The 20,215-nt window shown below is 66.7% G+C and carries 20 protein-coding genes; 10 read left to right on the top strand and 10 right to left on the bottom strand.

All coding sequences use genetic code 11. The features are described from left to right. Nucleotides 1–20 precede the first annotated feature (20 nt). On the top strand, nucleotides 21–1,034 hold the full coding sequence (curA, locus tag AC1RP5_RS27340) for an NADPH-dependent curcumin/dihydrocurcumin reductase (RefSeq protein WP_493115960.1): 1,014 nt from the start codon (nucleotides 21–23) through the stop codon (nucleotides 1,032–1,034). After that, nucleotides 1,031–2,218, top strand: coding sequence for a CaiB/BaiF CoA transferase family protein (locus AC1RP5_RS27345; protein WP_493115961.1), 1,188 nt, complete (start codon nucleotides 1,031–1,033; stop codon nucleotides 2,216–2,218). The genes curA and AC1RP5_RS27345 overlap by 4 nt, the downstream gene beginning before the upstream one ends. Nucleotides 2,219–2,222: 4 nt before the next feature. Here the strand turns inward: AC1RP5_RS27345 and AC1RP5_RS27350 are convergent, their stop codons facing one another. Continuing rightward, nucleotides 2,223–2,567 (bottom strand): helix-turn-helix domain-containing protein, encoded by a 345-nt coding sequence (locus AC1RP5_RS27350; protein ID WP_493115962.1) that lies wholly within the window; start codon nucleotides 2,565–2,567, stop codon nucleotides 2,223–2,225. A gap of 85 nt (nucleotides 2,568–2,652) precedes the next feature. Between AC1RP5_RS27350 and AC1RP5_RS27355 the strand changes: the two genes are divergently transcribed. The 5 genes from AC1RP5_RS27355 to AC1RP5_RS27375 all read left to right on the top strand — a co-directional run bounded on the left by AC1RP5_RS27355 (nucleotide 2,653) and on the right by AC1RP5_RS27375 (nucleotide 6,588). Next, a complete protein-coding gene (locus AC1RP5_RS27355; RefSeq protein ID WP_493115963.1) occupies nucleotides 2,653–3,723 on the top strand; it encodes an SDR family oxidoreductase in 1,071 nt (356 codons plus the stop codon). Then, nucleotides 3,720–4,271 (top strand): HutD/Ves family protein, encoded by a 552-nt coding sequence (locus AC1RP5_RS27360; protein WP_493115964.1) that lies wholly within the window; start codon nucleotides 3,720–3,722, stop codon nucleotides 4,269–4,271. Before AC1RP5_RS27355 ends, AC1RP5_RS27360 begins: the two co-directional genes overlap by 4 nt. A gap of 4 nt (nucleotides 4,272–4,275) precedes the next feature. Beyond that, nucleotides 4,276–5,199: a 2-dehydropantoate 2-reductase gene (locus tag AC1RP5_RS27365; protein ID WP_493115965.1), complete on the top strand. Its 924-nt coding sequence runs from the start codon at nucleotides 4,276–4,278 to the stop codon at nucleotides 5,197–5,199. A gap of 7 nt (nucleotides 5,200–5,206) precedes the next feature. Beyond that, nucleotides 5,207–5,950, top strand: a complete 744-nt coding sequence (locus tag AC1RP5_RS27370) for a substrate-binding domain-containing protein (protein ID WP_493115966.1) — start codon at nucleotides 5,207–5,209, stop codon at nucleotides 5,948–5,950. A gap of 155 nt (nucleotides 5,951–6,105) precedes the next feature. Then, complete coding sequence (locus tag AC1RP5_RS27375; protein ID WP_493115967.1) at nucleotides 6,106–6,588, top strand: redoxin domain-containing protein; 483 nt, start codon at nucleotides 6,106–6,108, stop codon at nucleotides 6,586–6,588. On the opposite strand, the gene AC1RP5_RS27380 is transcribed toward AC1RP5_RS27375, so the two are convergent. The 3 genes from AC1RP5_RS27380 to AC1RP5_RS27390 all read right to left on the bottom strand — a co-directional run bounded on the left by AC1RP5_RS27380 (nucleotide 6,572) and on the right by AC1RP5_RS27390 (nucleotide 8,768). After that, nucleotides 6,572–7,063, bottom strand: a complete 492-nt coding sequence (locus tag AC1RP5_RS27380) for a GFA family protein (protein ID WP_493115968.1) — start codon at nucleotides 7,061–7,063, stop codon at nucleotides 6,572–6,574. The genes AC1RP5_RS27375 and AC1RP5_RS27380 overlap by 17 nt on opposite strands. Then, complete coding sequence (locus AC1RP5_RS27385) at nucleotides 7,060–8,343, bottom strand: aspartate aminotransferase family protein (RefSeq protein ID WP_493115969.1); 1,284 nt, start codon at nucleotides 8,341–8,343, stop codon at nucleotides 7,060–7,062. Before AC1RP5_RS27385 ends, AC1RP5_RS27380 begins: the two co-directional genes overlap by 4 nt. A 74-nt stretch (nucleotides 8,344–8,417) precedes the next feature. Further along, the gene (locus tag AC1RP5_RS27390; protein ID WP_493115970.1) at nucleotides 8,418–8,768 is read right to left on the bottom strand and encodes a cupin domain-containing protein; all 351 of its coding nucleotides are present in this window, start codon (nucleotides 8,766–8,768) and stop codon (nucleotides 8,418–8,420) included. Nucleotides 8,769–8,817: 49 nt separating this feature from the next. Here AC1RP5_RS27390 and AC1RP5_RS27395 point away from each other — a divergent pair, with 49 nt between their 5' ends. Continuing rightward, nucleotides 8,818–9,480, top strand: a complete 663-nt coding sequence (locus tag AC1RP5_RS27395) for an HAD family hydrolase (protein ID WP_493115971.1) — start codon at nucleotides 8,818–8,820, stop codon at nucleotides 9,478–9,480. 144 nt (nucleotides 9,481–9,624) lie between these two features. Here AC1RP5_RS27395 and AC1RP5_RS27400 read toward each other — a convergent pair whose 3' ends face one another. Beyond that, nucleotides 9,625–10,320: an SDR family oxidoreductase gene (locus AC1RP5_RS27400; protein ID WP_493115972.1), complete on the bottom strand. Its 696-nt coding sequence runs from the start codon at nucleotides 10,318–10,320 to the stop codon at nucleotides 9,625–9,627. A gap of 75 nt (nucleotides 10,321–10,395) precedes the next feature. On the opposite strand from AC1RP5_RS27400, the gene AC1RP5_RS27405 reads away from it, so the two are divergent. Continuing rightward, entirely contained in the window at nucleotides 10,396–11,067 is a 672-nt protein-coding gene (locus tag AC1RP5_RS27405; protein WP_493115973.1) for a DsbA family oxidoreductase, read from the top strand. A gap of 146 nt (nucleotides 11,068–11,213) precedes the next feature. On the opposite strand, the gene AC1RP5_RS27410 is transcribed toward AC1RP5_RS27405, so the two are convergent. Both AC1RP5_RS27410 and AC1RP5_RS27415 read right to left on the bottom strand, forming a co-directional pair. Next, the gene (locus AC1RP5_RS27410) at nucleotides 11,214–14,690 is read right to left on the bottom strand and encodes an AsmA family protein (protein WP_493115974.1); all 3,477 of its coding nucleotides are present in this window, start codon (nucleotides 14,688–14,690) and stop codon (nucleotides 11,214–11,216) included. 92 nt (nucleotides 14,691–14,782) lie between these two features. Beyond that, nucleotides 14,783–15,748 (bottom strand): Bug family tripartite tricarboxylate transporter substrate binding protein, encoded by a 966-nt coding sequence (locus AC1RP5_RS27415; protein WP_493115975.1) that lies wholly within the window; start codon nucleotides 15,746–15,748, stop codon nucleotides 14,783–14,785. Nucleotides 15,749–15,879: 131 nt separating this feature from the next. Between AC1RP5_RS27415 and AC1RP5_RS27420 the strand changes: the two genes are divergently transcribed. Further along, nucleotides 15,880–16,557 carry an FCD domain-containing protein gene (locus AC1RP5_RS27420; protein WP_493115976.1) on the top strand — a complete coding sequence of 226 codons (678 nt, stop codon included), beginning with the start codon at nucleotides 15,880–15,882 and terminating at the stop codon, nucleotides 16,555–16,557. Here AC1RP5_RS27420 and AC1RP5_RS27425 read toward each other — a convergent pair. Genes AC1RP5_RS27425 through AC1RP5_RS27435 form a run of 3 tightly spaced genes read right to left on the bottom strand, consistent with a single transcriptional unit; the run spans nucleotide 16,539 to nucleotide 20,205 of the window. Then, nucleotides 16,539–18,194 (bottom strand): ABC transporter permease, encoded by a 1,656-nt coding sequence (locus AC1RP5_RS27425; RefSeq protein WP_493115977.1) that lies wholly within the window; start codon nucleotides 18,192–18,194, stop codon nucleotides 16,539–16,541. The two genes, AC1RP5_RS27420 and AC1RP5_RS27425, sit on opposite strands and share 19 nt — an antisense overlap. Then, entirely contained in the window at nucleotides 18,191–19,183 is a 993-nt protein-coding gene (locus tag AC1RP5_RS27430) for an ABC transporter ATP-binding protein (protein ID WP_493115978.1), read from the bottom strand. Before AC1RP5_RS27430 ends, AC1RP5_RS27425 begins: the two co-directional genes overlap by 4 nt. Nucleotides 19,184–19,185: 2 nt before the next feature. Continuing rightward, nucleotides 19,186–20,205 (bottom strand): extracellular solute-binding protein, encoded by a 1,020-nt coding sequence (locus AC1RP5_RS27435; RefSeq protein ID WP_493115979.1) that lies wholly within the window; start codon nucleotides 20,203–20,205, stop codon nucleotides 19,186–19,188. Between the last annotated feature and the right edge of the window lie 10 nt (nucleotides 20,206–20,215).

Genomic DNA, 20,215 nt, shown 5'->3' on the forward strand with positions numbered 1-20,215 from the left:
CCAATCGGAGGCAACCGCTCATGACGATCCCCAAGACTCATCGCCGCGTCGTTCTCGTGCGTCGTCCGCCCGGCGAGCCGGCCGAATCCGATTTCCGCGTCGAAGAGGCGCCCGTTCCCGAGCCGCGCCATGGCGAAGTGCTGGTCAAGGTGCACTATCTTTCACTCGATCCCTACCAGCGCGGCCGCATGCGCGACGCCGCCTCCTATGCCTCGCCCGTCGGCCTCGGCGAGGTGATGACCGGCGGCACCGTGGGCGAGGTCGTGGCCTCGCAGAATCCCGCCTTCAAGGTCGGCGACATCGTCGAGGATCGTCTCGGCTGGCAGGAATATGCGATCGGCGGCGGCCCGGCGCTGCGCAAGGTCGATCCCTCGCTGGCGCCGATCTCGACCGCCAACGGCGTATTGGGCATGCCGGGCATGACCGCCTATTTCGGCCTCCTCCATGTCGGCCAGCCCAAGCCCGGCGAGACCGTCGTCGTGTCAGCTGCCTCCGGCGCGGTCGGCCAGGTGGTGGGCCAGATCGCGAAGATCATGGGCTGCCGCACCGTCGGCATCGCGGGTGGCGCGAAGAAGTGCGCCTTCGTGAAGGACGAGCTCGGCTTCGATGCCTGCATCGACTACAAGGCCGAGAAGGACCTCGATGCCGCGCTGCGCGCCGCCTGCCCCAACGGACCCGACGTCTATTTCGACAATGTCGGCGGCGAGATCACCGACGCGGTGCTGCGCAACATCAACTTCTTCGGCCGCATCGCGCTCTGCGGCTCGATCTCGCAGTACAACGCCACCGGCGCCTCGATGGGACCGCGCCTGCTCGGCACCTTCGTCGGCAAGCGCGTGAACGCGCGCGGCTTCATCGTCACCGACTTCGCGCAGCATTACGGCCCGGCCATGCGCCAGATGGGCGAATGGATCCGCGACGGCAAGCTCAAGTACCGCGAGGACATCGTCGAGGGCATCGACAAGGCGCCGCGCGCCTTCATCGGCCTGCTGCGTGGCGAGAACTTCGGCAAGATGCTGGTGAAGCTCGCATGAGCTACGACGCGCCCTTCGCCGGCCTGAAAGTCGTCGACCTGAGCCAGGGCATCGCCGGCCCCTACTGCGCCATGCTGCTCGCGCAGCACGGCGCCGAGGTGATCAAGGTCGAGGGAATCGGTGAAGGCGACTGGGCGCGCATCCTGGGGGTTCATTACGAACACCACAGCGCCTTCTCGATCATCGGCAACATGGGCAAGCGCAGCCTCTCGGTCGACCTCAAGAGCGAGGCCGGCAAGGAGATCGTGTGGCGCCTGCTGAAAGACGCCGACATCTTCCTCGAAGGCTTTCGTCCGGGCGTCATCAAGCGACTGGGCTTCGACTATGAAGCCGTGTCGGCCAAGGTGCCGCGCCTACTCTACGTCTCGATCTCGGGCTTCGGCCAGACGGGACCGCTGGCCGAGCGGCCGGCGATGGATCCGGTACTGCAGGCCTATACCGGCCTGATGTCGGAGAATCGCGGCGAGGACGGGATTCCCCATCGCGTGCCGGTGATCGTGGTCGACATGTCGACGGCGCTCTATGCCTTCCAGGCGGTCAGCGCCGCGCTTTATGCGCGCCGCGACGAAACCAAGGGGCGCTACATCGACGTCAGCCTGATGCAGTCGGCAACGGCGCTGCAGTCGATCCGGCTGATGGCCTGCCATCTCGAAGGCGGCACGATGAAGCCCGGCGGTGTTCCCGGTGGCGTGTTCAGGACGGCCGACGCCTGGATGTCGATCCTCGCCATCAAGGACAATGACTGGCAGAGCCTGTGCGCCTTGATGGAGGTGCCCGCTCTGGCGCACGAGGAGCGCTTCGCCACGGCGGCGGCGCGCATCGCCAACGAAGCCGAACTCTATGCCATCATCCGACCGATGATCGCCGCGAAGCCTTCGGCGCACTGGAGCAGGAAGCTCACCGAGGCCAAGCTGATGCACGAGCGGCTGAACAGCTACGCCGACTTCATCGACCAGCCGCATGTGAAGGAAACCGGCCTGATCCACTGGCTCGAACAGGCCGGCGTGCCACAGAAGGTGCCGGTGCCCGCCCTGCCCGGCATGCTGCCGCCCGCGCCGGGCACGTCGCGCGCCGAAGCCCCGGTCCCCGGTCAGCACAGTCGCGCGATCCTGGAAGAGCACGGCTATTCCGAAGGCGAGATCGCGTCCCTGCTCGCCAGCGGCATCGTCGCGACGACGGGCTAGGCGTTCACTTCCGCCGGCGGCGTTGCGGTTCGGAAGCGGCGTCGGACTCGAGGTCCAGGTCCAGATCGGGATCGACGTGGCGGCGCAAGCGATGCGCCGCGATGAGGTCGAGCGCCGACTTCGGCAACGCATCCTCGGGCTGGATATCCATGCGCAGGTCCAGCACGCGCAACGTGTTCAGCAGCAGGCCGATCTCGGCGCGCTCCTTGCCGGCTTCGATCTCGACGATCCATTGCCGGCTCACGCGCACCCGATCGGCGAGATATTGCTGGTCCCAGCCCAATTTGCGGCGACGCTTGCGAATGGCGGCGCCCAGCGCCTCGACGCTGCGGATGGAACGATCGGGCATCGGGTAAATGTCGCCGTTCGGCGACATTTTTTCCAGCGATTCGAGCCATCCCATGGCTAGAATGGCCGTTCAGCAGGAGGAAATCGTGCCCACAGGCAAAAAGACAGCCGTCGTGGTCGGCGCGCTTGGCGTCATCGGCCGCTACATCGTCGAGCGGCTGGTGGCCGAGGGCGACTGGCAGGTGATCGGCCTGTCGCGCCGCGCGGAGAAGAACGGACCGCGCTATCGCCACGTGTCGGTCGACTTGCTCGATCTCGACGACGTCGCCGACAAGCTGAAGGATCTGCGCGACGTCACGCACATCTTCTACGCCGCCTTTCAGCCCGGCACCGGCAACGCGGCGGGCTACGCTTCGGTGATTGCGCCCAATCGCGACATGCTGGTGAATTCGGTCACCGCCATCGCCAGGGCATCGAAGAAGCTGCAGAGGGTCGTGCTGGTCACCGGCACGAAATATTACGGCACGCATCTCGGGCCGCTGAAGACGCCGATGCGCGAGACCGATCCGCGCCACATGCCGCCCGATTTCTATTTCGACCAGATCGACTGGCTGACCGGCTTCCAGCGCGGCAAGGCATGGAGCTGGACGGAACTCAGGCCCCAGACCCTGTGCGGCTTCGCGCCCGGCACGGCGATGAGCATCATGCCGGCCATTGCCGTCTATGCCGCGATCTCGAAGGAGCTCGGCCTGCCGCTGCGCTTCCCCGGCAAGCCGGGTGCCTATGGCACGATCTATCAGGTGACGGAGTCCTCGCACTTCGCGGGCGCCGCGCTGTGGGCCGCCACCGAAAAGCGCGCTGCCAACCAGGCCTACAACATCACCAACGGCGACTATTTCCGCTGGCGCAACGTCTGGCCACGCATCGCCCAGGTCTTCGACATGAAGGTGGGCGAGCTGCAGACGATCAGCCTCACCCAGCACATGGCCGACAAGGGCGAGCTGTGGGCCGAGATGACGAAAAAGTACAAGCTGAAGAAGTTCGACTTCGGCCAGCTCGTCGCCTGGCCGTTCGCCGACTATGTGTTCGGCTCCGACTGGGACGTGATGTCCGACGTCACCAAGAGCCGCCTGCACGGTTTCCACGAGGTGGTCGACACCGAAGCGATGTTCGAACGCCTGCTGACGCGCTTCCGCAAAGAAAGAATCGTCCCATGATCACGCTGCTCGATCCCGCCAGCTACCTCCGCACACCGTGGAAGAACGGCGGCGGCACGACCGTCGACATCGCCTTCGTCGAGGATGTCTGGCGGTTCGGCCGCACGCCGATCGTGAAGCCGGGCCCCTTTTCCGATTACACCGGGTTCGACCGCGTGCAGGTCCTGGTCTCCGGCAGCGGACTCGTGCTGGAGACGCCGAAGGGCGAGATCGACGTGCGCCAACCCTTCCATCCTGTGCGCTTCACCGGCGAGACGCAGATCGTGAGCCGGCTGGAGGCCGGACCGGTCGAGGTCGTGAACCTGATCGGCCGCCGCGACCGGGTGAAGATCGACATCGCGATCCTCGACGAGGGCCATACCCTGCACCTCGAGCCCGGCACGCACATTGCCTACACCCCGCATGGAGACTCGACGATTGCCGTGCAGGGCGACGAAAGGAAGCTGGCGGCGGATCATGCGCTGCGGCTCGAGGTCACCGGACCGACGCGATTGACCGGCGTCTCGGCCTGCACCTTGGTCGCCAGCGTCATCACCAAACAGGGGTAGTTCGATGCGGATTGCGGTTGTCGGCGCCGGCGGCGTCGGAGGCGGATACGGCGCGGCGCTGGCGCATGCCGGAGCCGACGTCACCTTCATCGCGCGCGGCGCGCATCTCGCGGCCATGAAGAAGGAGGGCTTGCGCGTCGAGAGCCCTCGCGGCAACACCCATCTTCAGCCGACCAAGGGCACGGAAAACCCGGCCGAGGTCGGCCCAGTCGACTATGTCCTGTTCTGCGTGAAACTGTGGGACGTCGAGAGCGCCGGCGCGGCGATCAAGCCGATGGTGGGGCCCGACACTGCAGTCATCACGCTCCAGAACGGCGTCGACGCCCACGAGCGGCTGATCCCGATCCTGGGCGCCCGCGCCGTCATGCCGGGCGTGGCCAACATCAGCGCCACCATCGCCGAGCCCGGCCTGATCCGCCAGACCGGCACCGTCATGCGCATGGTGTTCGGCGAGCCCGACGGCAGCCGCAGCCCGCGCGCGGTCGCCTTCCTGGAAATGTGCAAGAAAGCCGGCATCGACGGTGTGCTGAGCGAAGCCATCATGACCGACCTCTGGATCAAGTTCGTGCTGCTGGCCTCCAATGCCGGCGTCATGGCGCTGACCCGCCTGCCGGTCGGCAAACTGCGCGACGATGCCGACGTCAACGCGATGTTCGGCGCTGCCTACGAGGAAGTGGCCGCGGTCGGCCGGGCGCTCGGCGTCGCCCTGCCCGGCGACATCGTCGAACGGACCTTCAACTTCAACCGCAATGCCCCTCCCCATCTCATGGCTTCCATGGCGGTCGACCTGTTGCGCGGCAACCGGATCGAGCTGCCCTGGCTGTCGGGCAAGGTCGTGGAACTGGGCAGGAAGCATAATGTCCCGACACCGACACACGCGCTGATGTATGCTGCGCTGAAGCCCTACGTCATGGGCACGCCAGCCTGAGGAAATCATGCGCGTCCTGCTCGTCCTTCTGTTCGCCCTCGCCGCCGGCAGTGCCTCGGCCGCCGACCTCAAGCTGCTGACCGCCGGCGCCTACAAGTCGGCCGCGGTCGAGATCGTCGCCGACTTCGAGAAGAAGACCGGCCACAAGGTCACGATCGACACCGGCACCGCCGGCGCGCTGCAGAAGCGGGTCGCCGGCGGCGAGTATTTCGACGTGGTGGTGATCCCGCCGATTGCGATGGCGCCGCTGCTGACAACCCGCGTCGACGAAAGCAGCGCCAAGGAACTGGCCCGCGCCGGCGTCGGCATGGCCATCAAGCAAGGCGCCCCGGTGCCCGACATCTCCGAGGTCGACGGCTTCAAGAAGGCGCTGCTGGCGGCTCGTTCCATCGCCTACATCGATCCGGCGGCCGGCGGCTCGAGCGGCATCTACCTCGCCCAGCTCTTCCAGCAGATGGGCATCGCCGACCAGCTCAAGTCCAAGACCGTGCTGGTCCAGGGCGGCCTGGTCGCCGACCGCATCGTCGACGGCAAGGCCGACATCGCGCTCCAGCAGAGCAGCGAGCTGATGGGCGTGCCGGGCGTGCAGTTCGTCGGCCCGATCCCGCTGATGGTGCAGAACTACACGATCTATTCCGGCGGCGTGGCGCTGGGCTCGGGCAACCGCGCCGCCGCCGACGCGCTGTTGCTGGCGCTGGCCAATCCGGAGAACGGGAAGATCCTGAAGTCTAAGGGGCTGGATAGTCCGTAGAGCTTTTCCACGCACATCCTCATCCTGAGGAGCGCGCCGAAGGCGTGCGTCTCGAAGGATGGGCAACGAACGAGGTGCGCGTGCCCACCCTTCGAGACGCACTGCTACGCAGTGCTCCTCAGGGTGAGGTCTTTTGTTGAAGGGCGAGAAAGCAAATGACCGACCCCACACGCCCCCTCGCCCCACCGCTCCTCGTCGAGCGCTGGTTCAACACCGACCAGTCGCTCACGCTCGAAAGCCTGCGCGGCCGGATCGTCGTTCTGCATGCCTTCCAGATGCTGTGCCCCGGCTGCGTCTCCACCGCGATCCCGCAGGCGCGCAAGCTGAACGAGATCGCGAAGTCGATCGACGGGCTGGTGGTGCTGGGCCTCCACACCGTGTTCGAGCATCACGCGGCGATGACACCTGTGTCGCTCGAAGCCTTCCTGCACGAATACAAGATCACCTTCCCGGTCGCCGTCGATCGCGCCGCGACCGAGGGACCGATCCCGCAAACCATGGCGGCCTACGGTTTCAGGGGCACGCCCTCGACGGTGATCGTGGATCGCGAGGGCCGCATCGCGCGGCACAGTTTCGGCGCCGAGGACGATCTGGCGCTCGGCCTGATCCTCGGCAACCTGCTCAGCGCGAGGCCCTGACCTTCCGGATCGGGCGCTCCCACACGATGCCGGGGAAGCCCTTCAGGGGAACGAGTTTCTCGCCCCGATAGGTCCAGTCCTGCAATTCGCCGATGGCCACGTGATAGCGCGGCTCGCGACCGGTGCGGCCGGCGAATAGCGCGCGCGGCACGTTGACCATGTGCGCCGAGCGCGCCCGCTCGTAGAGGATCGGCGTGCCGCAGGTGGCGCAGAAGCTGCGCGTCGTTCCTGTCTTCTCGTCCTTGAAGCGCGTGAGGCGGTCGGCGCCTTCGGTCACGCGAAACCGGCGCCGCCAGCTCCCGAGATAGGTGGCATAGGCGGCGCCATGGGCGCGACGCGTCGCGGCGGAATGATCGTGCCAGGCCCAGCGGGCCGGGATCTCGATCTCGACCTCCACCGCGCCGCAGAGGCATTGGCCCGAGGCGATCGCGGCAGGGGCCGCGCTCGCCTTCGTCGTCGGTCGCGCTTTGCTCACTTGATCTCCTTCAGCGCCTCCTCCCACGCACCGATCGTGTGATCGATGTCGGCCTGGGTGTGCGCCACGCTGACATAGTACTTGCTGTCGCCCTTCATGATGCCGCGGGCGCGCAGCGCCTGGTTGAAGCGCTTCAGGATCGCGGTGTCGGCCTTCAGGGTGTCGCGATAGTCCTTGATCGGCTGGTCGGTGAAAATGATGTCGAACAGCGGCGGCTCGCCGATCACCTGCGCCTTGAAACCGTGCTTCTTCAGGAGCTCCGAGAGCGTGTCCATCAGCTTGCGGCCGTTGGCGAAGACCTTTTCGTAAGTGCCGGGCTGCTTCAGCACCTCGAGCGTGGCGAGGCCCGCGACCGCCGCGACGGGATTGCCCGAGAGCGTGCCGACCTGGAAGATGAAGTCGTCGTCGGTCATCGCCAGACGATCGAAGTGCTTCATGATGTCGGCGCGGCCGGCGATGGCCGCCAACGCGAAGCCGCCGCCCACGATCTTGCCCAGGGTGCAGAGGTCGGGCGTGACGCCGTAATATTCCTGGGCGCCGCCATAAGCGAAGCGGAAGCCGGTCACGACCTCGTCGAAGATCAGCGGGATGCCGTGCTCGGCCGTCACCTCGCGAAGCGCCTGCAGGAAGCCGGGCTTGGGCGGGATCAGTCGCTGAAACGGCTCGACGATGACGCCGGCCAGCTCGTCCTTCTGCTCCTCGATCAGGCTTCTGACCATATCGATGTCGTTGAAGGCCGCGACCACCATCTCGTCGGCCACCGACTTCGGAATGCCGGCCGAATCGATCGAGCCGCGCGGGAAATTGCCGGGAGCCTTGGGCGCCAGCGACACCAGCGCATAGTCGCTCATGCCGTGATAGCCGCCCTCGAACTTCAGGATCTTGTCGCGCTTGCGGAAGGCGCGCGCGGCGCGCATCGCGTAGAGATCGGCCTCGGTGCCGGAGCAGACGAAGCGGACCTGCTCGGCGCAGGGCACCGCGTCGACGATCGCCTCGGCGAGCGCGATGCCGTGGCGGTTATTGCCGAAGAAGGTCGTGCCGAGCGGAACCTGCTCCTGCACCGCCGCCGTGACGGCGGGATGGGCATGTCCGATGAACATCGGGCCGGAGCCCAGCAGGAAGTCGACATATTCCTTGCCGGCCTCGTCATAGATCCGGCCGCCCTTGCCCTCCTTGAGGATCACCTCGGCCGGCATGTTGCCGAAGGTGCCGCCCGGCAGCACGCGGCGCGCCTGCTCGACGAGGTCGTTGGTGGGATCGACGGGAGCCTGGACGTTCATGGATGCCTCTACGCGTTGGAAGTGGGAGCCGGAGCAGGAAGCGCGCCATTCCTGGGACGCGCTTCCCGCCACGACTATTCGATGGGAACGAAGATCGAGTGGCGGAGCTTGCCTTCGATGGCCTTGGAGCAATGGCCCTTGCCGTGCGTGTCTTCGACCAGGATCACTTCGCCGGCGGCGATGACGCGCGTTTCGCCGTCGCTGGCCGAGATCGAGACACCGGCATCGAGATTGATGATGTACTGGCGGCGCGGCGCGGGGTGCCAGTCGTAGTCGTAGGTGCCGGGCGTCGAACGGAAGATGATGCCGGTGGCCGGCAGCGTGGCCGAGGTCTTGCCGCCCGGGCCTTCGTTCTTCCACTCGACTTCGATGTCGCGGAAATGGGTTTCACCCTTGTCGTCGACATACAGATTATGGATGCGCATGAATTTTTCTCTCCCTTGCTCTCTGCGGCGCACAGCTTAGAACGAAAGCATGCTGAGGAAACCCGTTGAAGCCGTTCTTTTTGACATGGACGGTCTGCTGATCGACACCGAGGCCGTCTACATCGACGCTTTGCAGGATGCCGCCCGCGATCTCGAGGTCGAGATGTCGCTCGAATTCTGCCATTCGATGATCGGCATATCGGGGCGCGAGTGCGACGTCATGATCCAGAATTTCTATGGGTCCGGCTTCAGCATCGACCGCTTCCGCGAGCGCTTCTCGGGCCACGCCAAGCGGCGTCTTGAGACCCACCTGCCGGTGAAGCCCGGCGTCGTGGAGATGCTCGACTTCCTCGCGGCGCGCGGCCTCCGTCTCGCCGTCGCCACCGGCTCCGGCCGGATCACCGCAGATCGTCACCTCACCCGCGCCGGCCTGATCGACCGCTTTAGCGCCGTCGCCACACGCGACGATGTCGTGAACGCCAAGCCCGCGCCCGACGTCTACCTTGAAGCCGCGCGTCGCCTCGGCGTGTCACCCGAACGCTGCATCGCCTTCGAGGATTCCAACGTCGGCCTCACCGCCGCGCACGCCGCCGGCACGATGGCCTTCATGGTCCCCGACATCCTGCCGCCGCTGCCCGAGGTCCGCGCGAAGTGCCTGCACGTGTTCGACGACCTGCACGCGGCAAGGCTGATGCTCGAGGAAGCGCTTTAGAGTTCGGCATCATTTCCCTTCCCCATTCAAATGGGGAAGTGCCCCGTCATACGGGGCGATGGGGTCATGGGCGTCGCAAAGCCATGACCCCTCCATCGGCGAAGACGCCGCCACCTCCCCATCTGAATGGGGAGGAAATTGATCCTAGAACTTCTCGACCCACGGCCGCACCTCGACCTCCCAGCTCCAGGCGCTGCGGTGCTGGTGGAGCACGTGCCAGTAGGTCTCGGCGATGGCGTCAGGATCGAGCAGGCTGTCGGGCTTGTCGTCGGGCACGGGGCGCGCCTCGCTGCGGATGCCGCCGTCGATCACGAAATGGGCGACGTGGATGCCCTTGGGCGAGAGCTCGCGCGCCATCGATTGCGCAAGGCCACGCAGCGCGAACTTGCCCATCGCGAAGGTGGCCGAGAGCGCGAAGCCCTTTACACCCGCCGTCGCGCCCGACAGCAGCACGGCACCTTCGCCCTTGGGCAGCATGCGCTTCACCGCCTGCTGCGAGACCAGGAACGCACCGAAGGCGCTGATCTCGATGGCGCGCTTCACGTCGTCCGGCGGCAGATCGACCAGCGCGCCGCGCACCCGGTTGCTGGCGTTGTAGACCACGACATCCGGTGTGCGACCGGCGGCGTCCAAGGCCTCGAACAGGGCCGCGACGTCCTTCTGATCGGCGGCGTTGCAGGCATGGACCGACGCGCCGGTCTCCTTCGCAAGTGCAGCGAGCTTGGCCGTCTGGCGGGCCGCCAGTGCAACCGACAGGCCGTTGCGGGCAAACAGGCGGGCGAGCGAGGCGCTGAGGCCGGGGCCGGTCCCGACGATCAGGGCGGAGCGATATTTCGGCATGGTCCTTGGGTCCTCTCGTTGCCGGATATTGCCTGCAGGTATACGCTTCCAGGCAATAGGGAAGGAAACAAAGCCATGGACCAGGTCCAACCGACCGGCCGTATCGACGTCATCTCCGACGTGATCTGCCCCTGGTGCTACATCGGCAAGCGCCAGCTCGAACGCGCCCTCGATCTCCTCGCCACACAGCATTGCCGGGTCGCCGTCGCCTGGCACCCCTTCCAGCTCAACCCCGACATGCCGGCCGAAGGCGTCGAGCGCACGAGCTATCGCATCTCCAAGTTCGGCAGCCTTGAACGCTCCAAACAGATGGACGAGCGCATCACCGAGACCGCGGCAACCGTCGGCCTCGAATTCCATCTCGATCGCATCGTGCGCACGCCCAACACCGTGAACGCCCATCGCCTGATCCGTTTCGCGGGCCAGCGCGGCCAGCAGGACGCGCTCGTCGAGGAGCTGTTCGAGAGCTACTTCTGCAAGGGCGCCGACGTGGGCGATTCCAAGATCCTCGCCGACATCGCGGGCATAGCCGGTCTCGACCGCGCCGAAGCGCTGGCGATGCTGATGAGCGACGAGGGCCGCCGCGAAGTGCTGGCCGGCGACCAGATGGCGCGCAACGCCGGCATTCAGGGCGTCCCGAGCTTCGCGCTGCAGGGCCATGTGCTCTTCTCGGGCGCCGTGCCCGCCGAAGAGATGGCGCAGACCTTCCGCCGGGCGTGGGAAATCCTGAAGAACCAGGCGGCTTAGACAAAAATCCCGTCGTCTCGACCGAAGCCTCGCGCAGCGAGGCGTAGCGGAGAGACCTTCTCTCGACGATTAGACGGCTTTTGGTGGAGAGAAGGTCTCTCCGCTACGCGCCTTCGGCGCTTCGGTCGAGACGACGGCGTATTCGCCTACTTCCCCTGAATGCTCATCGTCGGCGACGCAACGGGCCCGCTCACCGTCATCACATAATCGGTCGCACCGTTCGAACCCGCGTCGAGCGCGATGGTCGTCTCGGTCGTCGCGTTGGTCAGGCTGGTGCGGCTGTTGATGCGCGCCGTCGCGTTCGGTCCGGTGACCGCATGGTTCTGCAGGTTGATCTCGCCATTGGAGAGCGTGATGTCGCCCTCGATCGTGCTCTGCGCATTGATGAAGCCCGAGATCACCGCCGAGCCGAAGCCCATCTCGGTGCTGAAGATGCTGCCGACGCCGGTCGCGAACGAGGCGAAGCCCAGCGAGCCCTTGGCGACCGACGGATAGAGTACGCCGGACAGGTGACCCTGCCCCGTCAGCGAATTGCGGATCTGCTCGGGCGAGTTGCCCTGTCCCTGCAACGCGATCTTCATGACGTTGATCTTGCCGTCGACCGCCACCATCAGGTGCTCGTTGCCGAAGACGTTCTGGCCCGCCGCGCCACGCAGCATCTCGCCGAGATAGATGCCCTGCAGGGTGCCGGCGACGTCGACCGTCATCGTGTCCTTCGACGCATCGACGGTGCCGCCGAAGTCGACGGCGCCGCTGTAGAACTGCCCTGTCAGTTTCGACACCTTGAACACGCCGTTGCGCAGGGTCGCGTCCATGTCGGCGTACGTCACCTTGAGCGACCCGAACTCGATCGCGCTGGTCTCGAGATTCAGGGTGGCGTCGAAGGCGCGCAGGCCCGAGAGATCGATCTGCTTGGGCGCCGCCGCGCGCGGACCCTTGCTGGGCAGCGGCACGGACTCGGCATTCGCCCCGCCGGGAGCGGCCGGTATCGCCGGCGTGGGAACGGCCTGTGCCGGTCCGTCGGTGACGCCGAGCCAGTCGTCGAGGTCGAGCGTGCCGGGAATACGCAGGTTGGCATTGAAGTTGGGCCGCTGACCCAGGGTCGCGTCGATGCGACCGTTCATCTGCGTGCCCATCGCCGTCAGGCTGCCGTCGAACGAGGCGCGCTGGTCGTTACCCTTGAACGCGCCTTCGGCCGCGAGCCCACCGAGGCCGGCCTGCGAGCGGCCCGTCGCGACCGACACCAGCTTGCTCGCATCCTGGGTCTGCACGCTGAAGTTCGACAGATCGAAGGAGAACTTGTCGCCCAGCACCAGCGAACCCGTGGCATGCGCGGTGGCGCCGGCCGCGGTGACCGAGGCGTTGCGCAGGGTGAGCGCCTCCATCGTGCCGGCAACGCTGCCGCCCGCGGTCGAGGCGCCGAGCTTGCCATTGAGGAACTTCGGCAGGCCGGCATAGACCAGCAGCTTGTCGGTGTCCGGCATGTTCGCGTTGAAGGTGACGTCGAAGCGCGGCACCGTGCCGAAGTCGGCGACCTGGCCCTTGAAGTCGAACTTGGCGCCCAGCACGTCGGCGAGCTTGAGGCCGTTCACCTTCAGCAAATTGCCTTGCACGGCAAGATCGGCCTCGATGCCGTTCAGCGTCTCGCCGCGGAACAGAAGCTTGGCGACCTTGGCCTTGAGGCCGAGCACAGGCAGCGTCTTGTCGGGCACGGTCGCGGCGGCGGGAGTCGGCGCGGCTGGTGCGGCCGCCGCCGGGGCCGGCGCCGTCGTCACGGAAGCCGGCACGATGGCCGACAGCGGCGACGGCTCTTTCGGCTTGGGCATGTAGGAATCGAGATCGAAGCGATCGAGCGTCACCGACGTCGCCACGGTGAGCGGCACGGCGAAGGTGATGCTGCCGCTGCCGGTCGCGGGCTGGCTGTCGAGATCCATCGCGAGATCGGAGATCTGCAGGCTGTTGGCGGTCGCCGCGACCTTGCCCTTGACCGACACCGCGCGGAGCTTGTCGGCGGGTATGCCCGACGTGTCGATCCCGGCCCAGGCCAGGGTCTCGCGCAGCCGCGGTCCGACGAGGCTGAACTCACCGGCCGACTGGACAGGATTGGCGGCCGGCTTGGCGCCCGCCGCTGGCGCCACGGGTGCTGCCGCGGCGGCGTTTGCCTTCACGACCATGTCGCCCGGCAAGGTCGCGCTGAGCCGCGGCACGGCGATCACGCCGTTCTTGATCTCGACGGCGAGCGCCACATCGCGCACCACGCCCTTGCGATAGAGGACTTCCTCCGCCTCGATCGACAGCAGGACCGTGAAGGCCGGCGGGAATGGCGACAGTGACGCCGGTGCCGTCGCCGCGGGAGCCGTCGTCGCCGGTGGCTTGGCGGCGGCCGTTGCGGGCGCAGCCGGCTTTGCTGGAGCGGCAGCCGGCTTGGCTGGTGCTGCAGGCGCGGCTGTGGCGGCAGCCGGCGGCTTGGCTGTACCGGCCGGCGCAGCGGGAGCAGCAGGGGCGGTCGGCGCAGCAGGTGTCACAGGCGTTGCAGCGGGCGCCGCGGGTTTTGCCGCGGCGACAGGCTTCGGCCGGAAGACCTCCGGATTGGAGAAGAGCGCGATCCACTTCTCGGCATCGAGCTTGGGTAGCGAGAGGTGGCTTTCGAGCGACGGCTTCTCGCCGCTGATCAGGGTCACGCTGCCCGATACGCTTTCACTGCCGATCGACAGCTTGAAATCGGTGAGCGCCAGCTTCTCGGCCGTCAGGTCGATGTTCCCGTCGAACGCGACATTGCCGATGACCGAGGCGTCGAAGACTGGCGGTTCCTGACCGCCGGCCCGCACCAGGCTGCTCATGAAATCCGTCAGCCCGCCGGTCGTGAGGGCGACCTTGCCCTTCACATCGGCATCGACGGCGATGCGGCTGACATGCCCGTCGAAATTCAACGTGCCGCTCCGCACGTTGAGCTTGAAGGACATGTCGTTGCCCTTGTCCGTCGGCGCGCCGACGGCCGCCACCAGCGACAGCGGCACGCCGTTCACCGTCGCGGTGCCGTCGAGGCTGAACGGGCCCTGGAAGGACCCGACCGACGCCAGCAGTTCGACGTTCTCGGCCTTCAGCGTCTGGTTGGTCTTGGGATTGGTGTAGCTGAGCGTGCCCTCGCGGATCTTGAGGGTGCCGATGGCGAGATGAAGGCCGCTGCTCGGTGCGCCATCCGGCTGCGCCGCCCCGGCGCCGGGATTGAACTCCCAGTTCGGCACGCCGTCGGCATCGGTCTCGAGAACGATGTTCGGCCTGAAGAGCGTCAGCCGGCCGACCTCGATCTTGCCGCGCAGCAGTGCACCCAGCGAGGGCGAGACGCCGATCCAGCGCACGTCGACCATCTGCGCGCCCTTGGCGCCCACGGCGTTGGCGAAATGGACCTGCCGCGCGCTGATGCGCGGCGTCGGGAAGAAGGTGAGCTTCAGCGGGCCTTCGATCACCAGCTCGCGGCCCGTCGCCTCCTTCACGGCGGCGATCATGGCCGGCTTGTACTGTTCGACGTTCAGGAGCGTGGGCGCGGCCAGGCCGACGAGCGCGATCAGGGCGAAAAACGCCACGACGGCTGCTCCGATCCGGATCTTGGTACGCCTCTGCATTGGCCGTTTCCTCGTGAACGCCGGCAGGCGTGAGAACGCCCGGGGCCGTCGCAGGATGCCCGCTGCAGTCTAATTGAGGCCCCGCTTTGGGGCTATTCCAAGGTGGCGCCCGTCTCCTTCACCGCCTTGGCCCATTTGGCGCCCTCGGTGTCCATCAGCCGCCCGAAATCGGCCGGGCTGCCGGCCGCCATCAGGGTGCCCAGCGCCAGGAAGAAGCGCTCGATCTCGGGATCGGCCAGCGCGAGGTTGATCTCGCGGTTGAGCCTGTCGACGATTTCCGGCGGCGTGCCCCTGGGAACGCCGACGCCGTAGAAGGAGATCGCCTCGTAGCCCGGCACGGTGTCGGCCACCGGCGGCACGTCCGGCAGCAGCGGCAGCCGCTCCTTGGTCGTGGTCGCGATGGCGCGGATCTTTCCCGCGCGGATGTGCTCCAGCGAGGTCGCGACATTGTCGAAGATCACCTGGACCTGGCCCGCGATCAGGTCGGCCATGGCCGGCGCGGTGCCGCGATAGGGCACGTGGGTCATCTTGGTGCCGGTCATCGACTGGAAGATCTCGCCGGCCAGGTGGTTGCCCGTGCCGAGGCCGGCCGAGGCCATGTTCACCTTGCCCGGATTGGCCTTCAGGTAGGCGATGAACTCGGCCGTCGTCTTCGCCGGCACCGCCGGATTGACCACGATGAGCTGCGGCATGCGCACCAGCCCGGCCACGGGAAGGATGTCGCGGCGGAAGTCGAACGGCAGCGTCTTGTAGAGCGACGTGTTGATCACGTTGGCGGTGCTGATGAACAGCAGCGTGTAGCCGTCGGGGGCTGCATTCGCGACGATCTCGGTGCCGATGTTGGAGCCCGCGCCGGTCTTGTTGTCGATCACGAACTGCTGGCCGAGCCGCTCGCCCAGCCGCTTGCCGATGACCCGGGCGGCCGCGTCGGTGAAGGCGCCCGCCGGATAGGGCACGACCCAGCGCACCGGCTTGGAGGGATAGGGCTCCGCAGCCCTTGCCATGGGGCCGAATCCGGCCGCCACAAGACTGCCCGCCACGAACACGCGCCGCTTCATCCGATCCTCCCAGACCGCTCTTCTTATGAAACGAGCCTGAAAGCGCCTTGTCAGATTGTAAACAATAATTTCCCTTTTGAAGCATGATACAGTCGTTATCCTTGAGCGGAATGCCGCCAGACTTCCTTGAATTGTTGACAATAGATCGCGAGGCCCGCGACGCCCCGCTGGGCGACCGCGTCCGCCGCCAGCTCGAGCGCATGATCCTCGACGGGACCCTGGCGCCGGGCACGCAGCTCAACGAGGTGGCGCTGGCCAGCCGGCTGGGCGTCAGTCGCGGGCCGATCCGGGAGGCGGCGCGGGCGCTCGAACGGGCGGGCCTCGTCACCGTCATCCGCAACCGCGGCGCCTTCGTGCGCAGCGTGCCGCTCGACGAGGCGCTGGAGAGCTACATCCTGAACGGGCTGCTGTTCGCCTTTGGCGCGGCGCAGCTGGCACTCGGCATCCGCGCCGAGCAGGCGCTGCACCTGCGCCGCCTGCTCGACGGCATGGAAGCCGCCGCGACCGCCGGCGATGGGGCGCGCTACTTCGCACTGAACGTCGAGTTCCACGAATGCATCGTGGGCTTTGCCGGCAATCGCCAGATCGAGGCGATCTATCTCGACCAGACGCGCAAGCTGCAGCTCTCGCGCCGCCGCGCCTTCGACCGCAGCGCCAGCATGGCCGAATCCAATGCCGAGCATCGCGCGATCCTCGACGCCATCCTGGCCGGCGAGCCCAGCCTGGCGCGCGAACGCGCCGAGGCCCATTCACGCGCCGGGCGCGGCCGCTTCCTGAAATCGATCGAGCATCAGGACGCGAGCTCGTAGCGGCGGATCAGGCGGTAGAGCAGCGCGATCGGCACCAGCGTCACGACGATCAGGGTCGAGGCCGCCGCCGTGGCGATGCCGCCGCCGCCCCCTTCCAGCGCCTGGAACATCACCACCGTGAGCGTGCGCCACTGGCCGCTGTAGAGCACGACGGTGGCGCTGAGTTCCGAGGCAATCGTCACCCAGGTCAGCACGAAGCCGCTCATGATGCCGCCCAGCATCAGCGGCACGAGAATTCGCCCGAAGGTCTGCAGCGGCGAGCGGCCGAGGCTGATCGAGGCTTCCTCCAGCGAGGGATCGATCTGGTGCAGGATGCCGCTGGACGAGCGCACCGCGAACGGGATTTTGCGCACCGTGTAGGCCAGCACCATGATGAACGGCCCGCCCGTCAGGATCAGCCAGCCGCTGTTGAACGACACGACGAAGCCGATGGCGAGCACCGTGCCCGCGACGGCGAACGGCAAGGTTGCCAGCACGTCGAGCACCGCGGCGAGACCCGAACGCAGCCGCGTCACGACATAGGCGATCGGCACGCCGATCAGCGTGACGCCGATGGCGGCCAGCGTCGCGAACATCAGCGTGTTGAGCAGCGGCCGCGTCGAGCGTTCAAAGAGGGCCGCGAAGTTGGCCGTGCTGAAATTGGGATGGAGGACGGGGCCGCGGAACTCCATGAACGACAGCACGACGATGGCGAAGAACGGCACCAGCGCCAGCAGCACCACCGACCAGCAATAGACCGTCGCGGCGATCCTGAGGCTAAGGCCGACCTTCAGGATCGGCGGCGCGGCGCGCGCGCCCGTCGCGAATCGGCGGTTGGCCAGGAAGCGGCGCTGGATCAGCAGTACGATCGAGGTCATCAGGATCAGCAGCACACCCAGCACGCCGGCCGACGACGGGTTGGGCGCGGTCTCGCCGACGAACAGCTTGAAAGCTTCGACGGCGAAGATCGGCATGTCCTCGGCCAGCACGAAGGGTACGCCGAAATTCTCCAGCGTCTCGATGAAGACCAGGAGACCGCCCGCGAGGATCGACGGCACGACGATGGGCAGGGTCACGGTCCAGAGCGTGCGGCGCGGCGAGGAGCCGAGGCTTTGCGCGGCTTCCTCGATCGAGACATCGACCGCCTTGAAGCCCGCCATCGTGGGCAGCAGCACATAGGGATAGAGCGTCAGCGTATACACCAGCACGATGCCGCCGGCGCCGTAGATCGAGCCGAAGCCGATGCCCCAGGAATTGAGCCACTGCGTCACCACGCCGGCGCGGCCCAGCAGCAGCACGATGGCGTAGGCGCTGACGAAGGACGGCAGGACCAGCGGCATGGCCGCCAGCGCGATGATCGCGGCCTTGCCCGGTACCGGCAGGCGCGCCAGCGCAAAGGCGAACGGCACCGACACGAGGATGGTGGTGATCGTGGCCGCGACGCCGATCATCAGCGTGTTGGCGACGGCGCCGCGATAGAAGGAGCGGCCGAGGATTTTTACGTAGTTGGCGAAGGTGAACTTCTCGCCATCGCCGTCGAGCACGCTGGCGCCGAAGACGTTGAACAGCGGATAGAGCAGGAACAGGCCCAGGAACAGGAAGCCCAGCGCGGCAATCGTCAGCGGCAGGCGTTGCTGATGCGGAATGCTCAGGGTCACGGCAGCACGGTCACACGCGCGGGATCGTAAGCCAGCGTCACCTGCGCGCCCGTCGCGAGCGTGCGATGCGGCTCATCGAGCGACGCGACACGGATCAGCGATCCGTCGCCCAGCTTCACGTCGAAGCGCGTGATCGGGCCCAGCACCTCGACATGCACCACCGAGCCCGACAGCCGCGGCCAACCGGCGGGCGCCTCGGCGTCGAGACGCAGCGCCTCGGGCCGCAGCGAGACCATGCCGCTGCCCGTGAGGCCCAGCACCTTCGGCTCCAAAAGGTTGGTCGTGCCCATGAACTCGGCCGCGAAACGCGAGGCGGGGTTGCGATAGATCTCGGCCGGTGCGCCAACCTGTTCGAGCTTGCCGCTCTGCATCAGGGCGATGCGGTCGGACACCGACATCGCCTCTTCCTGATCGTGCGTGACGTAGATCGCGGTGATGCCCAGCGACTTCTGCAGCTCACGGATCTCGGCGCGCATGCTGACCCGCAGGCGCGCATCGAGGTTGCTGAGCGGCTCGTCGAACAGCAGCACCTGCGGGCGGATCACCAGCGCACGGGCGATGGCGACCCGCTGGAGCTGACCGCCCGAGAGCTGATGCGGCCAGCGCTCGCCGTAGCCGCCGAGCTGGACCAGCGACAGCGCCTCTTCGACCCGGCGCGCAATGTCCGCCGACGCCACCTTCCGCGCCTTCAAACCGTAGGCGACATTTCCCGCCACCGTGAGGTTGGGAAACACGGCATAGTTCTGGAACACCATGCCGATGTCGCGCGTGTGCGCCGGCAAGGTGTCGATCCGCTTCGTGCCGAAACGGATCTGGCCCGCATTCAGCTCGCTGAAGCCTGCGATCATGCGCAGCAACGTGGTCTTGCCGCAGCCCGAAGGCCCCAACAGGGTGAAGAACTCGCCTTCGCCGACGGTGAGGTTCACATCGTCGACCGCGCGCACCGTTCCGAAGATCCGGGTTACGCCCTCAATGACAATGCCGGTCACGCTCAGCGAGACTCCTGCAGGAGGTCCTTGATCTTCTCGAGCGTTTCCTTGCGCTTGTCGGTCCAGGCATCCTCGTCATACTTCACGATGTTGAGGCTGCTCATCGGCGGCAGGCCGCCCGGCAGGTTCGCGAGATCGAGGTCGGTGCGCGTCGGCCGGCGGAAGGTGGCCTTGAGGATCATCTCGCGCACGTCCTTGCGGTTCACGAAGTCGACGAAGGCCTTGGCCTCGTTCGGATTGGGACCGTTCTTGATGATGGCGACGCCTTCCATGGTGGCGAGCGTGCCGTCGGCCGGATAGATCGTCTTCACCGGCGCGCCGCCCGAGGCCCACATCGGGCCGGCATATTCCAGCGAGATGCCCAGCGGATACTCGCCGTTGCCCACACCCTGGAACACCAGCGACGAACGGTTCAGCACCTTCAGGTTCTTGAACAGCTGGCCCACCTTCTTCCAGCCCGCATCGCCGCCGCCCCACAGGTCGACCAGCATGGTGACCGTGGTGTAGGCCGAGCCCGAGTTGGCCGGATCGGTGAAGGCGATCTTGCCCTTCCACTTCGGATCGAGCAGGTCGTTCCAGCCCTTGGGGCCCTGGTCGGCCGGCAGGATCTTGGTGTTCTGCAGGATCACCAGCAGGTGGAGGTTGTTGCCGACCCAGAGATCGGTCGGGTCGCGATACTCGACCGGCGTCGCGTCCTTGTTCTTGGAGGCATAAGGCGCGAACAGCGCCTTGTTGGTCTGCAGCAGCGAGCGGCTGATGCCCCAGACGATGTCGCCGAGCGGCCGTTCCTTCTCGGCCTGCAGGCGGCGGATGACCACGCCGGAGCCCGCGACCACCGGCTCGACGGCGATGCCGGTTTCCTTGGTGAAGGCCGCGAACGCGAGGTCGTTCAGGGTGCTTTCGTTGGACGTGTAGATCACGACCTTCTTCTGCTGCGCCTGCGCCGCCACCGGCAGCACTGTCGCCGCGGCGAACATCAACCCCAATGTTGCAATGCAGCGTCTCGTCGTCGTCGGTCCCATTCGGCCCTCC

The sequence above is a fragment of the Reyranella sp. GW821-FHT12G01 genome, from assembly GCF_058806575.1.